General features: G+C 65.7%; 14 protein-coding genes and 1 pseudogene. 10 read left to right on the top strand and 5 right to left on the bottom strand.

What is annotated here, in order from left to right:
• From CAG33_RS24325 to CAG33_RS24315, 3 genes are all read left to right on the top strand, one after another.
• On the top strand, positions 1 to 483 hold the full coding sequence (locus CAG33_RS24325) for an N-acetyltransferase (RefSeq protein WP_256576752.1): 483 nt from the start codon (positions 1 to 3) through the stop codon (positions 481 to 483).
• A gap of 139 nt (positions 484 to 622) precedes the next feature.
• The gene (locus CAG33_RS24320) at positions 623 to 943 is read left to right on the top strand and encodes a hypothetical protein (RefSeq protein ID WP_085640820.1); all 321 of its coding nucleotides are present in this window, start codon (positions 623 to 625) and stop codon (positions 941 to 943) included.
• An 83-nt stretch (positions 944 to 1,026) separates the two neighbouring features.
• Positions 1,027 to 1,776, top strand: coding sequence for a YkgJ family cysteine cluster protein (locus CAG33_RS24315; RefSeq protein WP_085584883.1), 750 nt, complete (start codon positions 1,027 to 1,029; stop codon positions 1,774 to 1,776).
• Between the two features lie 295 nt (positions 1,777 to 2,071).
• Here the strand turns inward: CAG33_RS24315 and CAG33_RS24310 are convergent, their stop codons facing one another.
• The 4 genes and pseudogenes from CAG33_RS24310 to CAG33_RS24300 form a co-directional block, all read right to left on the bottom strand.
• Positions 2,072 to 3,175 (bottom strand): methyl-accepting chemotaxis protein, encoded by a 1,104-nt coding sequence (locus tag CAG33_RS24310; RefSeq protein WP_371856117.1) that lies wholly within the window; start codon positions 3,173 to 3,175, stop codon positions 2,072 to 2,074.
• Positions 3,176 to 3,382: 207 nt separating this feature from the next.
• Positions 3,383 to 3,664 (bottom strand): annotated as a pseudogene (locus tag CAG33_RS29130) (PAS domain-containing protein); the annotation flags it as partial.
• Positions 3,665 to 3,814: 150 nt separating this feature from the next.
• Positions 3,815 to 4,042 (bottom strand): hypothetical protein, encoded by a 228-nt coding sequence (locus tag CAG33_RS24305; protein WP_085584879.1) that lies wholly within the window; start codon positions 4,040 to 4,042, stop codon positions 3,815 to 3,817.
• A 144-nt stretch (positions 4,043 to 4,186) separates the two neighbouring features.
• Positions 4,187 to 4,543, bottom strand: coding sequence for a DUF6124 family protein (locus CAG33_RS24300; protein WP_085584877.1), 357 nt, complete (start codon positions 4,541 to 4,543; stop codon positions 4,187 to 4,189).
• Positions 4,544 to 5,822: 1,279 nt separating this feature from the next.
• On the opposite strand from CAG33_RS24300, the gene CAG33_RS24295 reads away from it, so the two are divergent.
• The 7 genes from CAG33_RS24295 (at position 5,823) to CAG33_RS24265 (ending at position 15,678) form a co-directional block, all read left to right on the top strand.
• Positions 5,823 to 6,983: an efflux RND transporter periplasmic adaptor subunit gene (locus tag CAG33_RS24295; RefSeq protein ID WP_085584875.1), complete on the top strand. Its 1,161-nt coding sequence runs from the start codon at positions 5,823 to 5,825 to the stop codon at positions 6,981 to 6,983.
• A complete protein-coding gene (locus CAG33_RS24290) occupies positions 6,980 to 10,081 on the top strand; it encodes a multidrug efflux RND transporter permease subunit (protein ID WP_085640816.1) in 3,102 nt (1,033 codons plus the stop codon). Before CAG33_RS24295 ends, CAG33_RS24290 begins: the two co-directional genes overlap by 4 nt.
• A 9-nt stretch (positions 10,082 to 10,090) precedes the next feature.
• Positions 10,091 to 10,768, top strand: a complete 678-nt coding sequence (locus tag CAG33_RS24285) for a heavy metal response regulator transcription factor (RefSeq protein WP_085584871.1) — start codon at positions 10,091 to 10,093, stop codon at positions 10,766 to 10,768.
• Positions 10,758 to 12,122, top strand: a complete 1,365-nt coding sequence (locus CAG33_RS24280; protein ID WP_085640813.1) for a heavy metal sensor histidine kinase — start codon at positions 10,758 to 10,760, stop codon at positions 12,120 to 12,122. The genes CAG33_RS24285 and CAG33_RS24280 overlap by 11 nt, the downstream gene beginning before the upstream one ends.
• Positions 12,123 to 12,244: 122 nt before the next feature.
• Positions 12,245 to 12,469, top strand: coding sequence for a hypothetical protein (locus CAG33_RS24275; protein ID WP_085584867.1), 225 nt, complete (start codon positions 12,245 to 12,247; stop codon positions 12,467 to 12,469).
• A 195-nt stretch (positions 12,470 to 12,664) separates the two neighbouring features.
• The gene (locus tag CAG33_RS24270; protein ID WP_085640811.1) at positions 12,665 to 13,981 is read left to right on the top strand and encodes an OprD family porin; all 1,317 of its coding nucleotides are present in this window, start codon (positions 12,665 to 12,667) and stop codon (positions 13,979 to 13,981) included.
• Positions 13,982 to 14,172: 191 nt separating this feature from the next.
• On the top strand, positions 14,173 to 15,678 hold the full coding sequence (locus CAG33_RS24265) for a sensor domain-containing diguanylate cyclase (protein ID WP_085584863.1): 1,506 nt from the start codon (positions 14,173 to 14,175) through the stop codon (positions 15,676 to 15,678).
• 207 nt (positions 15,679 to 15,885) lie between these two features.
• Here CAG33_RS24265 and lpxC read toward each other — a convergent pair whose 3' ends face one another.
• Positions 15,886 to 16,797 (bottom strand): UDP-3-O-acyl-N-acetylglucosamine deacetylase, encoded by a 912-nt coding sequence (gene lpxC, locus CAG33_RS24260; RefSeq protein WP_085584860.1) that lies wholly within the window; start codon positions 16,795 to 16,797, stop codon positions 15,886 to 15,888.
• Positions 16,798 to 16,832: the final 35 nt, after the last annotated feature.

Genomic DNA, 16,832 nt, shown 5'->3' with positions numbered 1-16,832 from the left:
ATGGCCGAGACCTTCTGCTACCTGATGCGGCGCGACCTGAGCCAGGACGTGCCGCCCATCGAGTGGCCGAACGGGATCGGACTCGCCACCTACCGCACTGAACTGGCGCCGGCGGTGCACCGCCTGATGGAGCTCGGCTACCGCGAAGGCGGCGGCCGGGTGCCGACGCTGGAACACTGGCAAGCGCAGTTCGAGATCGACCCGGAATACGACCCGACGCTGTGCCTGATCGCCAGCGATGCCGAGGGCATCGTCGGCGTGGCGCAGTGCTGGACCAGTTCGTACCTGAAGAACCTGGTGGTGCATCCCCGCCTTCAGGGTCGGGGCCTGGGTCGGGCGCTGCTGCTGGAGGTGTTCAGGGTGTTTCGGGCGCGCCACGAAGGCTTCGTCGACCTGAAGGTGCTGGAAGACAACCTGCGCGCGCAACGCCTGTACGAAAGCGCCGGGATGTACGTGGTCCACCGCGAGCCCGTGCCCGACTGACCCGATCGCTTACCGCAGAACTTTGTGGGAGCCAGCCTGCTGGCGATGGCGTCCGTGCTCGCGAATGGCCAGCACTGACAACCGCCCCCCATCAGGCATACTCCGAACCTTGGACACCCACCCCCAAGGATGCCGAACCATGAAAGCCCTCACCCTCTTCTGCCTCGCGGCCCTCGCCCGGCTGGCCCAGGCCTCCAGCCCCGACGCCTGGGCCGCCCACGACAAAGCCGTGCTCGCCGCCTGCACCCAGGCCAGCGGCCTGAAAGCCCCCAAGCCCGTCGGCACCGCCGCGCCGTTCGACGACCGGGTCGGCTACACCGCCGTGCTGCTGCAGGGCCAGTACCCGCAAAAACACATGAAAGGCCAGCAAGGCACCGAGCTGTGCCTGTACGACAGAAAGGCCAAGAGCGCCTACGTCACCGAATGGGACTCGGTGCGGCCGACCGCCAAGGGTCGGTGAATGGCGTGCAACTTGCTTCGCCAGGGCTCAGCCCGGCGGCTTTCCGTCGCCGCTCCACCTCCTGACCGAAGATTGGCCGTTCAATGAATACGACGTTTTCCTGCGTGGGCTGCGGCAAATGCTGCACCGACCACCATGTGCCCCTGACCCTGGCCGAAACCCGCATGTGGGCGGCGGACGGCGGTCAAGTGATCGTGCTGGTGGAGGCGTTCCTCGGCAACGGCCTGGGCTTGCCGGCGCAGCAGCGCGAGCACGCCGAGCGCCGTTCGGCCGTGGTGCGCAGCGCAGAGGCCCACGTCCACGTGGCGATCACCTTCGCCGCCTACAACGTCGGTCCCTGCCGGAATCTTGACGACGACAAGCGCTGCCGCATCTACGAACGCCGCCCGCTGGTGTGCCGCATCTACCCGGCGGAGATCAACCCGCACATCCCGCTCAACCCCGCCGCCAAGGACTGCCCGCCGGAATCCTGGACCCAGGGGCCGGAGCTGATCGTCGGCGGGGAGTTGGTGGACCGAGAACTGGTGGAACTGATCCAGCGGTCGCGCCAGGCGGACCGCGACGACATCCGCATCAAGGAGGCGGTCTGCGGACTGCTCGGCATCCGCACCACCGCGCTCAAGGGCGACGGCTTCACCGCGTACCTGCCGGACATGGCGGCGCTGGCCGGCGTGATCGACCAAGTGACGGCGCAACCGCTGGCCGAGACGCCGGGTGAATGGCAGTTCCATGTCTCCGGCGATGACATTGCCGGGCAAGTGCGGGCGGCGGGGGCGCAGGTGGTGACGGAGCCGGCGCTGACCTATGCCTTCATTCCGCTGCGAGCGGCCTGATCCAGATCTTGCACCGGGGCTGGCGGCCTCATCGCTAGCAAGCTAGCTCCCACAGGGTCCGCGTCGTTCACTGATTTTGAGCCCCCATGTCACCTGTGGGAGCCTGCGGCGCCTGGGCTGCCGCCATCGCCAGCAGGCTGGCTCCCACAGGGATCCCGGTCGTGCGCAAATCCCTGCACACCCAAAAACCTGTGGGAGCTGCGGTCCGACGATTCGACTTGCCCGCGAAGAGACCCGTCCGGCAACGCCCCCCGTGGGAGCCAGCCTGCTGGCGATGAGGCCGGCCGGAACACCCTCAATCCCTGACCTGACGCCGCCCCCAGAACTCCCGCGCCAACGACCGCAGGTCCCCCGCCAGCCCCGCCACGTCCTGCGAATTGGCCTGACTCTGCCGCCCTTCGTCCACCGTCACCTCGCAGGCCGAGCGGATGCTGACGATGTTGCGGTTGATGTCCTCGCTCACCGCGCTCTGCTCCTCCACCGCCGCCGCGATCTGCAGGCTCATTTCGGTGATCTGCCCCACACGCCCGCTGATGCCGTCCAATGCCTGCGCCGCCCGCTTCGCCTGTTCGACGCTGTTGTCCACATGCTCGCCGCTCTGCTGCATGGCCAGCACCGCGTCCCGGGCGCCGTTCTGCAGGGTGCTGATCATCCGCTGGATCTCGTTGGTCGATTGCTGGGTACGCTGGGCCAGCCCCCGCACTTCGTCGGCCACCACCGCGAACCCGCGCCCGGCATCCCCGGCCCGCGCCGCTTCGATGGCAGCGTTGAGCGCCAGCAGGTTGGTCTGCTCGGCGATGCTGCGGATCACCTCCAGCACCCCGGAAATCTCGCTGCTGTGGCCTTCCAGTTGATGGATCACCTCGGTCGCCCGGCCCAGCTCCTCGGCCAGGCGCAGCACCGCCGTGCGGCTTTCGCCGACCAGCAGATGCCCTTCACGGGTTTCCGTGCCGGCCATGTCCGCCGCCACCGAGGCCTGCTGGGCATGGCTGGCCACCTCGGCGACACTGGCCGCCATCTGATGGATCGCCGCCGCCACTTGATCGGTCTCAGCCTGCTGGGCCAGGCTGCTGGTGTGGCTGCTGTGCAGGTGATCGACCAATTGCGCGGCATGCCCGGCCAGCCGCTGCGAAGCGTCGCCGATCCGCCCGACGACCGCGCCGACCTGGGCCTCCAGCATCTGCAAGGCAAACTCGATCTGGCCGAACTCGTCCCGCCGGCCGGTGTAGATGCCCTGGCTCAAGGGGTTGTCGGCGATTGTTTGCGCCCGCGCGGTCAAGCGCTCCAGCGGCCGCAGCAGCCAGCCCACGCCCAGGGCGCAGACCGCGCTGCCGACCACGAACGCCCCGGCATCGATCCACAACGACTCCGGCCGCAACCACGCTTCGGTGCCCAGCACCAGCGCCAGCAACGCGCTGGCCAGCGCCGTGATCCGCCCCCGCAACCCCAGCACCGGCAGGCGCGCCCAAGGCGACGTGCGACCTTCGCGCAACCGCGCATAGGCCCGCTCCGCCGCCGCCACCAGCCGCGCGTCCGGCCGGGTGCGCACCGACTGGTACTCCACCGCCGCGCCGTTCTGCGTCACCGGCGTGACATAGGCACTGACCCAGTAATGATCACCGTTCTTGCAGCGGTTCTTCACCAGCCCCATCCAGGAACGCCCGCGCTTGAGCGTCTGCCACATGTGGGCGAACGCCTGGGGCGGCATGTCCGGATGGCGCAGCAGGTTGTGCGGCGCGCCCAGCAGCTCGTCACGGCCATAACCGCAGATGTTGATGAAGTCGTCGTTGGCGTAGGTGATCGCGCTGTTCAGATCGGTGGTCGAGAGGATGTTCGCATCGGGCGCAACATCGACGTTGCGCCCGGTCACCGGGAGATTGATCTTCATGGAGAGCGCGCTCGTTTTATTGGAAAGAGTCGGCAGGGCTGCTGACTCTAAGCGCACTCAATGGATAAACGTTGATCTGGCTCAGGATCTGAGCAATTAGCCATCACTGCGACGGAAAATCGCAGCCGATGGCCGCACATCGGCGCCGGATCAGCGCTTGCCCATCGACCGCCGGGTGCCGGGCGGCGCCATGCCGGGGACTTTGGTGTGGCCGTTCTTGGCGCCGTTCTTGTACCACGGCTGGTTGGAACCCTTGGCGGCGGCCAGCTCACCGGGCCTGAACGGGAACTTGAAGTCCGGGATGGCCGACGGGGTTTCACTGGCATCAGGTTGAACGGCCGGGGCGTCGGTCACGGCGTCGTCGGTGGGGGCAGTCATGGGGGCTCCGGGGAGGCGGGAGGTCGGCTCCGGAAAGGAGCCGAGAAAGCGCGCAGTATACCTGCGCGCCACCACTTTACAGCCCCGAAAAAGGAACCGGCCGGCCTCATGCCGAGACTGTTCGATGGGCGGAACGCTCCGGCCTCACGCCAACGGCGCCACCCGGTCCAGCGCCCGGTTCACCGCCAGCTCGGCGAGCATGACGATCTGCTGGATCCCCAATGCCATGCTGCGATGCGGGCCGCTGAGCTCATTGGCGAAGTTGCTGACCAGGATGCTGGCCGACGCCAGGGACTCACAGGCGTCGGCCAGCAGGTTCTCGTTGCCGATGTTGGGGCAGACCGTGTACATCGCACTCGGCTGACGGCGCTTGTGGGGTTCCGGGCTGAGGTAGAAATCGAGGGCCCGTTTGACGGCTTGCTCGTTTCTGGCTTGCTCTTCGGCGCGCCTGGCGTCGGCGAGTGGGGTTGTTGAGGGTGGGTCGGGGATCAATTTATCCATCACGCATTTCCTTATGAAATTGCACCTTCATTCCCGATCTCACCCGTGGAATGAGGTGGCAGCTATGTACGGAGTGAGATTACCGGTAAGGAAACTAAACCCGGCCAGACCGAAGCCTGCCCGCACATAACCGCCATAAAGAACTGCTGACAGCCAGAGCTGGCGGCAATTATGGGGGCGCTTGCGTTAGTTTCCAAATTGAACAGCCGGGCATCTCACCTCCCGGTCGCTGAATGGCCAGCGACGGGGAAAGACTAGAGAGCGGGCTTCCGACGGACAACCTGAAAACCTTGTGGGAGGGTTCGGCAAATCTGCAACAGCCTTTAAACATTTCGGTTCTGAAATGCAGTGAGGTTCTATGGGGGATTGGGGTGGTCAGGTAGAGATTGGTTGGCTGGCAGGCCGCTATCGCCAGCAGGCTGGCTCCTACAGTTGGATCGGGGGCAGTCAGGTGGGGATTGGTTGGCTGGCAGGCCGTCATCGCCAGCAGGCTGGCTCCCACAAGGGATTGAGGTGGTCTGGGAGGGATTGGTCGGCTGGCAGGCCGCCATCGCTGGCAAGCCAGCTCCCACAGGGATTGAGGTGGTCTGGGAGGGATTGGTCGGCTGGCAGGCCGCCATCGCTGGCAAGCCAGCTCCCACAGGGATTGAGGTGGTCTGGGAGGGATTGCTCGGCTGGCAGGCCGCCATCGCTGGCAAGTCGAGTCGTCGCACCGCAGCTCCCACAGGGAATTGTGTCGGGCAGTCAGAAACAGGTCGGCTGTCAGGCCGCCGTGGCGTGCTTCTCAAAAGGCCGAGTGTCAGCTCGCCTCGCTTTTGATCTTGATCTGCCGGCCCCTTCGGAAGGCTGAGTGGAGGGGTTCATCCGGGGGGGGGCGCGCAGCGCCGTTTGGCGCAGCCAAACACATCGCAAGGAGGTGCAGCGAAGCAAACCGTAGCCGATGCCCCCGGATGAATCCCGGAGCGAAGGGACCCCGAGCCTAGGCGAGGGGCCGTACGCCGGGGCCAGACCTTTTGGTTACTTTGGGCTGGGCCGGCATTCCGGCGTCTGCCAAAAGTGACCCGCCGTAAGGGCGGAACCGCCAGCCGCCACACCCGAAGAAACGGATATACACACCAAACACCCCCAACCTGGTCGGCCCAAAGGCCGCCAAGACCAAAACAAAAAAACCAAGAAGCCGAAACTGACAGCGCCGTCAGCCAGCCGTCACCCTCCCGACCCCCAAACCCGTTTATAAAGACACAACCTGCCCCAACTCCGTCCCCCTGGCGCCCACCGCATGCACATCCAGAAGAAACCCGCCCTGCTCGCCACCCTGCTGATCGCCCTGGCAGCCGCCGGCCTGTGGTACATCGCCAAACCCGCCCCGGCCAAACTGGCGGCCCCCACCGCCATCCCGGTGCAGGTCGTCAGCGTCAGCGAACAGGACGTGCCGCGCTACACCAGCGGCATCGGCTCGGTGCTCTCGCTGCACAGCGTAGTGGTGCGCCCGCAGATCGACGGCATCCTCACCAAGCTCTGGGTCAAGGAAGGCCAACTCGTGAAGGCCGGCGACCTGCTCGCCACCCTCGACGACCGCTCGATCCGCGCCAGCCTCGACCAGGCCCGGGCGCAACTGGGCGAGAGCCAGGCGCAGCTGCAGGTGGCGCTGGTCAACCTCAAGCGCTACAAGCTGCTCAGCGTCGACGACGGCGTGTCGAAGCAGACCTACGACCAGCAACAGGCGCTGGTCAACCAGCTCAAGGCCACCGCCCAGGGCAATCAGGCGTCGATTGACGCGGCGCAGGTGCAACTGTCCTACACCCAGATCCGCTCCCCGGTCACCGGCCGCGTCGGGATTCGCACGGTCGATGAAGGCAACTTCCTGCGCATGACCGACACCCAGGGCCTGTTCACCGTGACCCAGATCGACCCGATCGCCGTGGAGTTCTCCCTGCCCCAGCAAATGCTGCCGACCCTGCAAGGCCTGATCGCCGACCCGCAGCACGCGCAGGTCAAGGCCTACATCGGCGCCGACACCGACGGCGAGACCGGCAACCTGCTGGGCGAAGGCCACCTGACCCTGATCGACAACCAGATCAACGCCAACACCGGCACCATCCGCGCCAAGGCCGAGTTCGACAACCCCGGCCAGAAGCTCTGGCCCGGCCTGCTGGTGACGGTGAAGGTGCAGACCGCCCTGGATAAAGACGCCCTGGTGGTGCCGCCGACCGTCGTCCAGCGGGGGCTCGATCAACACTTCGTTTACCGGGTCAACGGCGACAAGGTCGAGGCGGTGCAGGTGCAGATGGTCTATCAGGGCAGCGGCCAGGACATCATCCAGGGCGTGAAGGCCGGCGACATCCTGGTCAGCGACGGCCAGTCGCGGCTCAAGCCCGGCTCGACCGTGCAGGTGATGAATGAACCGGCGCAGGTGGTGCAAGCGGAGCCGAAGCCATGAGCGTGCGCGGCGGGATGTCCGGGTGGTGCATCGATCACCCGGTGGCGACGATTCTTCTGACGTTCGCGTTGCTGCTGGTGGGGGCGATTGCCTTCCCGCGCTTGCCGATCGCCCCACTGCCGGAAGCGGAATTTCCGACGATCCAGGTGTCCGCACAATTGCCCGGCGCCAGCCCCGACACCATGGCGTCGTCGGTGGCCACGCCGCTGGAGGTGCAGTTCAGCGCCATTCCCGGCATGACCCAGATGACCTCCAGCAGCGCCCTGGGCTCCAGCCTGCTGACCCTGCAGTTCACCCTCGACAAGAGCATCGACACCGCCGCCCAGGAGGTGCAGGCCGCGATCAACACCGCCGCCGGCAAACTGCCCAAGGACATGCCGACGCTGCCGACCTGGAAGAAGGTCAACCCGGCCGACAGCCCGGTGCTGATCCTGAGCGTCAGCTCGACGCAAATGCCTGGCACCGAACTGAGCGACCTGGTGGAAACCCTGCTGGCCCGCCAGATCAGCCAGATCGACGGCGTCGGCCAGATCAACATCACCGGCCAGCAGCGCCCGGCCATCCGCGTGCAGGCGTCCGCCGACAAACTGGCGGCCATCGGCCTGACCCTGGCCGACATCCGCCAGGCGATCCAGCAGACCAGCCTCAACCTGGCCAAAGGCGCGCTGTACGGCGAGTCGAGCATTTCCACGCTGTCGACCAACGATCAGCTGTTCCATCCCGAGGAGTACAGCCAGCTCATTGTTTCCTACAAGGACGGCGCCCCGGTTCACCTCAAGGATGTCGCCAAAGTCGTCAACGGTTCGGAAGATGCCTACGTGCAGGCCTGGGCCGGCGACCAGCCGGGGGTGAACCTGGTGATCTCCCGCCAGCCGGGGGCCAACATCGTCGAGACGGTGGACCGGATCCAGGCCGCCCTCCCCGCCCTGGAGGCCATGCTGCCGGCTTCGGTGCAGGTCAAGGTGCTGATCGACCGCACCCAGACCATCCGCGCCTCGCTGCATGAGGTCGAGATCACGCTGATGATCGCGATTCTGCTGGTGGTGGCGGTGATGGCGCTGTTCCTGCGCCAACTGTCGGCGACGCTGATCGTGTCGGCGGTGCTCGGCGTGTCGCTGACCGCCAGTTTCGCCCTGATGTACCTGCTCGGCTTCAGCCTGAACAACCTGACCCTGGTGGCGATCGTGGTGGCCGTGGGGTTTGTGGTGGACGACGCGATCGTGGTGGTGGAGAACATCCACCGCCATCTGGAGGCCGGCGACGACATGCGCGAAGCCGCGATCAAGGGGGCCGGCGAGATCGGCTTCACCGTGGTGTCGATCAGTTTCTCCCTGGTGGCGGCGTTCATTCCGTTGCTGTTCATGGGCGGCGTGGTCGGTCGGCTGTTCAAGGAATTCGCCCTGACCGCCACCTCGACCATCATGATTTCGGTGCTGGTGTCGCTGACCCTCGCGCCGACCCTTGCCGCCCTGTTCATGCGCCGGCCCACGCACCACGCCCACGACAAGCCCGGCTTCAGCGAGCGCCTGCTGGCCGGCTACGAGAAAGGCCTGCGCCATGCCCTGGCCCACCAGAAACTGATGCTCGGCGTGTTCGGCCTGTCCCTGGCGCTGGCGGTCGGTGGCTATGTCTTCATTCCCAAGGGGTTCTTCCCGGTGCAGGACACCGGCTTCGTCCTCGGCACCACCGAAGCTGCCGCAGACATTTCCTACGGCGACATGGTGAAAAAACACCTGGCCATGGCCGAGATCGTCGCCGCCGACCCTGCCGTGCAGGCGTTCTCCCACTCGGTCGGGGTCTCCGGCAGCAACCAGACCATCGCCAACGGCCGCTTCTGGATCGCCCTGAAAAAACGTGGCGACCGTGACGTCAGCGCCAGCCAGTTCATCGACCGCATCCGGCCCAAACTGATGAAAGTGCCGGGCATCGTCCTCTACCTGCGCGCCGGGCAAGACATCAACCTCAGCTCCGGCCCGAGCCGGGCGCAATACCAATACGTGCTCAAGAGCAACGACGGCGCGACCCTGGCCACCTGGACCCAGCGCCTGACCGAAAAGCTGCGCGGCAACCCGGCGTTCCGCGACATCTCCAACGACCTGCAGCTGGGCGGCAGCATCACCCACATCAGCATCGACCGCAGCGCCGCCGCGCGTTTCGGCCTGACCGCCAGCGATGTCGACGAAGCGCTCTACGACGCCTTCGGCCAGCGGCAGATCAACGAGTTCCAGACCCAGGTCAACCAGTACAACGTGATCCTGGAGCTGGACACCAAACAGCGCGGCAAAGCCGAAAGCCTCAACTACTTCTACCTGCGCTCGCCCCTGAGCGGGGAAATGGTGCCGCTGTCGGCGCTGGCCCGGTTCGACCCGCCCACGGTCGGCCCGTTGTCCATCGCCCACGACGGCATGTTCCCGGCCGCCAACCTGTCGTTCAACCTGGCGCCCGGCGTGGCGCTGGGCGATGCGGTGATCCTGCTCAACCGGGCCAAGGCCGAGATCGGCATGCCCACCGCCATCAGCGGCAATTTCCAGGGCGCGGCCCAGGCGTTCCAGAGTTCGCTCAAGAGCCAGCCGTGGCTGATCCTGGCGGCGCTGGTGGCGGTGTACATCATCCTCGGCGTGCTGTACGAAAGCTTCGTGCACCCGCTGACGATCATCTCGACCCTGCCGGCGGCGGGCCTCGGTGCGGTGATCATGCTGTGGCTGTGCGGCCAGGACTTCTCGATCATGGCGCTGATCGGCCTGGTGCTGCTGATCGGCATCGTGAAGAAGAACGGCATCCTGATGATCGACTTTGCCCTGGAGGCCCGGCGCAACCGCGGGCTGGCGCCGCAGGAGGCGATTTTCGAGGCCTGCCTGACGCGGTTCCGGCCAATCATGATGACCACCCTCGCCGCCCTGCTCGGCGCCCTGCCGCTGATGCTCGGCTACGGCACGGGCGCCGAGCTGCGCCAGCCGCTGGGCATCGCGGTGGTCGGCGGCCTGCTGGTGAGCCAGGCCCTGACGCTGTTCACCACGCCGGTCATATACTTGTGGCTCGAACGGCTATTCCATCGACCTGCACCGGCGCCCGCCGCGGCGCTGGCGACCACAGACTGAGGCAGGGTCATGCGCGTCCTGATTATCGAAGACGAAGAAAAAACCGCGGACTACCTGCACCGCGGCCTGACGGAACAGGGCTACACCGTGGACCTGGCCCGCGACGGCATCGAGGGCCTGCACCTGGCGCTGGAAGGCGACTACGCGGTGATCGTGCTCGACGTCATGCTGCCGGGCCTGGACGGCTTCGGCGTGCTGCGCGCGCTGCGGGCGCGCAAGCAGACGCCGGTGATCATGCTCACCGCCCGGGAACGGGTCGAGGACCGGATCAAGGGCCTGCGCGACGGCGCCGACGATTACCTCGGCAAGCCGTTCTCGTTCCTGGAACTGGTGGCGCGCCTGCAAGCCCTGACCCGGCGCAGCGGCGGCCACGAGCCGGTGCAGGTGAGCATCGCCGACCTGTGGATCGACCTGATCAGCCGCAAGGCCACCCGCGCCGGCACCCGCCTGGACCTGACCGCCAAGGAGTTCTCGCTGCTCAGCGTGCTGGCCCGGCGCCAGGGCGAGATCCTGTCCAAGACCGCCATCGCCGAGATGGTCTGGGACATCAATTTCGACAGCGACGCCAACGTCGTCGAGGTCGCGATCAAGCGCCTGCGGGCCAAGCTCGACGGGCCGTTCGACGAGAAGCTGCTGCACACCATCCGCGGCATGGGATATGTGCTGGAGAGCCGCGGTGTCCAGTAACTCGATTGCCCTGCGCCTGAGCGGCCTGTTCACCCTGGTGGCGCTGCTGGTGTTCCTGCTGATCGGCGGCGCGCTGTACCAGCAGGTGGACAAGGGCCTGGGCCTGCTGCCGGAAGCCGAGCTCGACGCACGCTACAGCGTGCTGGAGTCGGCGCTCAACCGCTTCGGCACGCCCGAGCACTGGGTGAAGATCAACGCCAAGCTCAACCTGCTCGGCGAAGAGGACAAGCGCATCCGCTTCTGGGTGGTCAGCGGCGATCCGGGTTATGAGTACGGCAGCCCGGACGCCCTGATCCGCGCCTTCGCCCAGGGGCCGCTGGGCATGCGCGACCTGCAACTGCCCGGCCACGCCTACCCGCTCAAAGTGCTGCTGACCGAACTGCCGGCCAAGGATCAGCGCCCACCCCTGCGCTTCATGATCGGCATCGACACCGAGACCTTCCACGAGACCCAGCACCGCTTGCTGATCGCCCTGGTCAGCCTGGCGGCCGTCGGCGTGCTGCTGGCCTCGGCGCTGGGCTACTGGGTGGCGCGGATCGGCCTCAAGCCGTTGATCAAACTGTCCCAGGAGGCCCAGCGCCTGGCGCCACCCTTGCGGGCCGGGCGCTTGCGCCTGTCGCCGCTGCCGCCGGAGCTGGCGCAGTTCGTCAGCTCGTTCAACTCGACGCTGGAACGGGTCGAACAGGCCTATTCGCGGCTGGAGTCGTTCAACGCCGACGTCGCCCACGAACTGCGCTCGCCGCTGACCAACCTGATCGGCCAGACCCAGGTCGCCCTCACCCGGGGGCGCTCGGCGGAACATTACTTCGAAGTGCTGCAATCGAACCTCGAAGAGCTGGAGCGGCTGCGTTCGATCATCAACGACATGCTGTTCCTGGCCAGCGCCGACCAGGGCAGCAAGGCCACCAAACTGACGCAGACTTCGCTGGCCGACGAGGTGGCCACCACCCTCGAATACCTGGACTTCATCCTCGAGGACGCCCAGGTGCAGGTGCAGGTCAGCGGCGACGCCCAGGTGCGCATCGAGATCGCCCACCTGCGCCGGGCGCTGATCAACCTTTTGAGCAATGCCGTGCAGCACACGGCGCCGGGCCAGGTGATCGAGGTGCACATCGAGGTGCAAGAGCATCAAGTCAGCATCGGCGTGGCCAACCCCGGCTCGCCGATTGCGGTCGAGCACCTGCCGCGGCTGTTCGAACGCTTCTACCGGGTGGATGCGTCGCGCAGCAACAGCGGCAACAACCACGGCCTGGGGCTGGCCATCGTCAAGGCGATCGCGCTGATGCACGGCGGCGACGTGTTCGTGCAAAGCGACCGCGGCATGAACACCTTCGGCATGCACTTGCCGGTCTGACGCCCGGGATCTTTGCCTGCGCTGTAACAGTCATTTATGAAAATCACGCTGTTTCCCGGTGTCCGGCGACCTTATCTTTGCCCGCAACCACACAGCACTTGCCAAGCAAGAAGGTTTTCGAGATGTCCAACAGTATGGGAATTGCCAGCGCGTTCGTTTTGTCCTCATTGATCCTGTCGCCTTTGGCGATGGCCGAAGAATCCCAGTCGTTCGTGGCGCACAACGCCGCCCGCGCCCAGGCCTTCGAGCAGCATCAGGCAGAGATGATGGCCAAGGCCCAGAACGCCGCGCAGTCCCCGCAGGCCGCCACTTCCCAGGCACAGCCGTCGCTTGAGAAAGACAGCTGAGCCGCGCTCCTTCCGATTTCCCTCGACGCGGTCGTTTGGCTCTTCCCGTTCGACCGTCGTCACTCCAGGCCGCTGAATTTCAGCGGCCTTTTTTTCGTTGTGGTCTGAAGGCCGTCCGGATCGTCTTTAACAATTAGAAACATCCCGCCCCTCAAGCGATTGAAGGGAACGTTGACCCAAGGAGCTTTACCGCACGTGCGTTACCCAGTCCGTTTCACCCCGCTGTTCATTGCAGTCGCCGCAACGATTGCCCCGGCAGCCCAGGCCGCCGAACCCGAGAAGGCAGGCTTCGTCGAAGGTTCGAGCCTCAACCTCAACGCCCGCAACTACTACATGAACCGCAACCGCCTGCAGCAGGCGGACGACAACATCGAGTGGGGCCAGAGTTTCCTCGGCAAGTTCGAGTCTGGCTACACCGAAGGCACCGTCGGCTTCGGCGTCGACGCCCACGCCATGCTTGGCCTGAAGCTCGACGGCGGTGGCGGCACCGACAACTCCAGCATCCTGCCGGTGAGCGACGGCAGCGGCAAAGCGCCGGGCTCGTTCTCCACGGCCGGCGGCACCCTGAAAATGCGCGCGTTCGACACCGAGCTCAAGGCCGGCGACCTGTTCCTCACCAACCCGGTGATCGCCGGCGGCGAGAGCCGCATGCTGCCGCAGACGTTCCGCGGCCTGAGCCTGACCAACCGCAGCTTCGACGGCTGGCTGATCGAAGGCGGCCAGGCCAGCTTCACCAAGCCCTACAACCAGAGCGGCCACAAGCGCATCGGCACTTCCTACGGCAGCCTCCCCGACGGCGACGAAAGCCGTCACCTGAACTGGGCCGGCGTGGCCTGGAGCGGCGTCGAAGGCCTGACCAGCAGCCTGTACGCCTCCGAACTCAAGGACATCTGGAACCAGTACTACTACGACCTGGACTACACCTGGGCGCTGAACGATCTGGTCAGCCTCAACCCCGGCCTGCATTACTACCACACCCAGGACACCGGCGAGGCGCTGCTGGGCGACATCGACAACAACACCTGGAGCGTGCACTTCACGGTCGGCATCGGCAGCCACAGCCTCACCGCCGCCTACCAAAGGGTCAACGGCAACACGCCGTTCGACTACATCAGCCAGGGCGACAGCATCTACCTGGACAACTCCCAGCAGTACTCGGACTTCAACGGCCCCAACGAGCGCTCGTGGAAGCTCAAGTACGCCTACGACTTCGCCGGCGTCGGCCTGCCGGGCCTGACTTCGGCGGTGTCCTACTCGCGCGGCACCCTGGACCTGACCAAGACCGACCCGAACAGCCCCGGCTACGCCGCGTGGTACAGCGCCGAGGGGCGCAACGCCAAACACTGGGAACGCGACGTCGACCTCAAGTACGTGGTGCAGAGCGGCCAGGCCAAAGACCTGGCGGTGCGCCTGCAATGGGCGACCAACCGTGGCGGCAACGGCTACGGCGCGCTGGACTCCGACACCGATGAATACCGCGTGATCATCGACTACCCGATCAACGTCTTCTAAGATCGGCGCTACGCTAGAGGATCGGCCTGACCCTCAGGCCGTTCCAATATCCTGTGGGAGCGAGCCTGCTCGCGATGGTGGTGCATCAGCCAACATCCAGGTTGCTGAAGGATCGCCATCGCGAGCAGGCTCGCTCCCACAATGGTATCTGCAGGCCTACGCTTACAAAAATCCACAACCGAACGCCCACCATGATCGCAAGCCGCACCCCACCTGCTTCGGGCAAGACCGGACGTTCCGTGCCGCTGCTGATTCTCGGCAGCCTGCTGACCGTCGTCGCGATCGTGTGCATCGTCACCTTCCTGCTGATCCGCGAGCACGCCAACGCCCAGGAATCGGCCACCCGCAGCGCCACCACCATCGCCCAACTGATCGACGCCGATGTGCTGCGCACCGTCGAGCTGTACGACCTGACGCTGCAAGGCCTGATCGCCGCCGCCCAGCGCGAGGACCTCAAGCACGTGTCGCCGCAGATCCGCCACATGGCCCTGTTCGACCGCTCCACCGCAGTGCGCTTCAAGGGCGACATCCTGCTGCTCGACAAGCACGGCGAGGTGGTGGCCGACTCTTCCCGGGTCGAGCCGAAACCGGGCAACTTCGCCGACCGCGACTACTTCCTGGCCCATGCCTTCAACCGCGACGCGGGCCTGTTCATCAGCCGTCCGTTCAAGACCCGCTGCGACTGCGACGAGGCCGACCAATGGCGGATCAGCTTCAGTCGGCGCATGTCTTCCGACACCGGCGAATTCATCGGCGTGGCGGTGGCGTCGATGAAGCTCGATTACTTCGACCAGCTGTTCAACAGCCTCGACATCGGCGTCGACAGCACCCTGAACATCATCAACAGCGACGGCCTGCTGCTGGCACAGAAGCCTTACCTGCAAAGCGACTCCATCGGCAAGAGCTTCGCCAACCGGCCCAACGTGATCCGGATCCTCGGCGACAGCGGCGGCAACGGCAGCTTCAACAGCATTTCCAGCATGGATCTGCGGCAGCGGCTGTACACCTACTCCCGGGTCGGCAATTTGCCGCTGACGGTGATCGTCGCCCTGTCCGGCGATGCGGTGTTCGGCGCCTGGCAGCGCACGGCGATCCTGATCAGCGGCGCCACCGGCGTGCTCTGCGCCGGCCTGCTGTGGCTGACCTGGCTGCTGGCCCGGGAACTGCGCCTGCGCCACCGGGCCGAGCGGGAGTTGGCGCAGCTGGCGGCCACCGATGCCCTCACCGGCGTGGCCAACCGGCGCATGCTCGACCAGTCGCTGCGCCACGAGTGGTTCCGCGCCCAGCGCTCGGGCAAGCCGTTATCGGTGCTGATGATCGACGCCGACCGCTTCAAGGCCTTCAACGACCGCCACGGGCACCAGGCCGGGGACCGGGCATTGCAGGCGCTGGCCCGGGTGGTCAGCGCGAACGTGCGGCGCCCGGCGGATCTGGTGGCCCGTTATGGCGGCGAGGAGTTTTCGGTGATCCTCGCCGAGACCGACAGCGCCGGCGCCCGGCAGATCGCCGAGCACATCCGCGCGGCGGTGGAGCAGTTGCCCCACGCGGACGGCGATGAGGCGCCGATGACCGTGAGCATCGGCGTCAGCACCTGGACGACGGCAATGGACTCAAGCCTTGAGCAACTGCTGTTTGCGGCGGACAAGGCGCTGTACCAGGCCAAGGAAGGTGGGCGCAACCGGGTGGTGGTGGCCTGAGCCTTGAGCTGACGGTGCTGACGCCATCGCCAGCAAGCTGGCTCCCACAGGGGGCACCGGGTGTTCGCAAGATTCATGCGCACCACTACAACTGTGGTGGCTGCCCCACTGCCATTGCCAGCGGGCTGGCGCCCGCCGTGCAACGAATCCGGGCATAAAAAAAGGCCACCCAAAGGTGGCCTTCAAAAAACTAGAGAGGTTTTTTACTTACACCGCCGCAACCGGGCGCATGTAAGAGATCGGAGCGGTGCTGGCGTCTTCGAACGTCACGACTTCCCACGCATCTGTCTGCTCAATCAACTTGCGCAGCAGCTGGTTGTTCAGTGCATGACCGGACTTGAAGCCCTTGAACTCACCGATCAGGCTGTTGCCCAGCAGGTAGAGGTCGCCGATCGCATCGAGGATCTTGTGCTTAACGAACTCGTCTTCGTAGCGAAGGCCGTCTTCGTTCAGCACGCCATCGGCATCGACCACGATCGCGTTTTCCACGCTGCCGCCGAGTGCGAGGTTGTGCTTGCGCAGGTACTCGATGTCACTCATGAAGCCGAAGGTGCGGGCGCGGCTGACTTCCTTCACGAACGACGTGCTGGAGAAGTCCACGCTTGCACTTTGGGTGCGGTCGCGGAAAACCGGGTGATCGAAATCGATCTCGAAGCTCACCTTGAACCCGTCGAAAGGGACGAAAGTGGCGCGCTTGTCGCCGTCTTCCACGGTCACTTCCCGCAGGATGCGGATGAACTTCTTGGCGGCGTCCTGCTCTTCCAGGCCAGCCGACTGAATCAGGAATACGAAAGGTCCGGCGCTGCCATCCATGATCGGGACTTCGGACGCGGAGAGCTCGACGTAGGCGTTATCGATGCCCAGGCCAGCCATGGCCGAGAGCAAGTGCTCCACCGTGTCCACCTTCACGTCACCGTTGACCAGCGTCGTCGACATGGTTGTCTCGCCGACGTTGGCGGCGCGGGCCGGGATCTCGACGACTGGGTCGAGGTCGGCACGACGGAAGACGATCCCGGTGTCGATCGGCGCAGGCTTGAGGGTCAGGTAGACCTTCTCGCCGGAGTGCAGGCCAACACCGGTGGCACGGATAATGTTTTTCAGTGTGCGTTGTTTAATCATGGCATGGGCCGCTTCAGCGCAAATTGCGAACTGGT

This window comes from Pseudomonas sp. B3(2017) (assembly GCF_002113595.1).
GTDB classification, from domain to species: Bacteria; Pseudomonadota; Gammaproteobacteria; order Pseudomonadales; family Pseudomonadaceae; genus Aquipseudomonas; species Aquipseudomonas ekonensis.
The sequence above is the reverse complement of the archived record's forward strand: the minus strand, read 5'-3'. Positions and strand labels throughout refer to the sequence as shown.

What these genes read in the sequence shown, in the direction of transcription:
- CAG33_RS24325 (WP_256576752.1), top strand. Translation starts at nt 1, where the DNA reads ATGGCCGAGACCTTCTGCTACCTGATGCGGCGCGACCTGAGCCAGGAC.
- CAG33_RS24320 (WP_085640820.1), top strand. Translation starts at nt 623, where the DNA reads ATGAAAGCCCTCACCCTCTTCTGCCTCGCGGCCCTCGCCCGGCTGGCC.
- CAG33_RS24315 (WP_085584883.1), top strand. Translation starts at nt 1,027, where the DNA reads ATGAATACGACGTTTTCCTGCGTGGGCTGCGGCAAATGCTGCACCGAC.
- CAG33_RS24305 (WP_085584879.1), bottom strand. Translation starts at nt 4,042, where the DNA reads ATGACTGCCCCCACCGACGACGCCGTGACCGACGCCCCGGCCGTTCAA.
- CAG33_RS24300 (WP_085584877.1), bottom strand. Translation starts at nt 4,543, where the DNA reads ATGGATAAATTGATCCCCGACCCACCCTCAACAACCCCACTCGCCGAC.
- CAG33_RS24295 (WP_085584875.1), top strand. Translation starts at nt 5,823, where the DNA reads ATGCACATCCAGAAGAAACCCGCCCTGCTCGCCACCCTGCTGATCGCC.
- CAG33_RS24290 (WP_085640816.1), top strand. Translation starts at nt 6,980, where the DNA reads ATGAGCGTGCGCGGCGGGATGTCCGGGTGGTGCATCGATCACCCGGTG.
- CAG33_RS24285 (WP_085584871.1), top strand. Translation starts at nt 10,091, where the DNA reads ATGCGCGTCCTGATTATCGAAGACGAAGAAAAAACCGCGGACTACCTG.
- CAG33_RS24275 (WP_085584867.1), top strand. Translation starts at nt 12,245, where the DNA reads ATGTCCAACAGTATGGGAATTGCCAGCGCGTTCGTTTTGTCCTCATTG.
- CAG33_RS24265 (WP_085584863.1), top strand. Translation starts at nt 14,173, where the DNA reads ATGATCGCAAGCCGCACCCCACCTGCTTCGGGCAAGACCGGACGTTCC.
- lpxC (WP_085584860.1), bottom strand. Translation starts at nt 16,797, where the DNA reads ATGATTAAACAACGCACACTGAAAAACATTATCCGTGCCACCGGTGTT.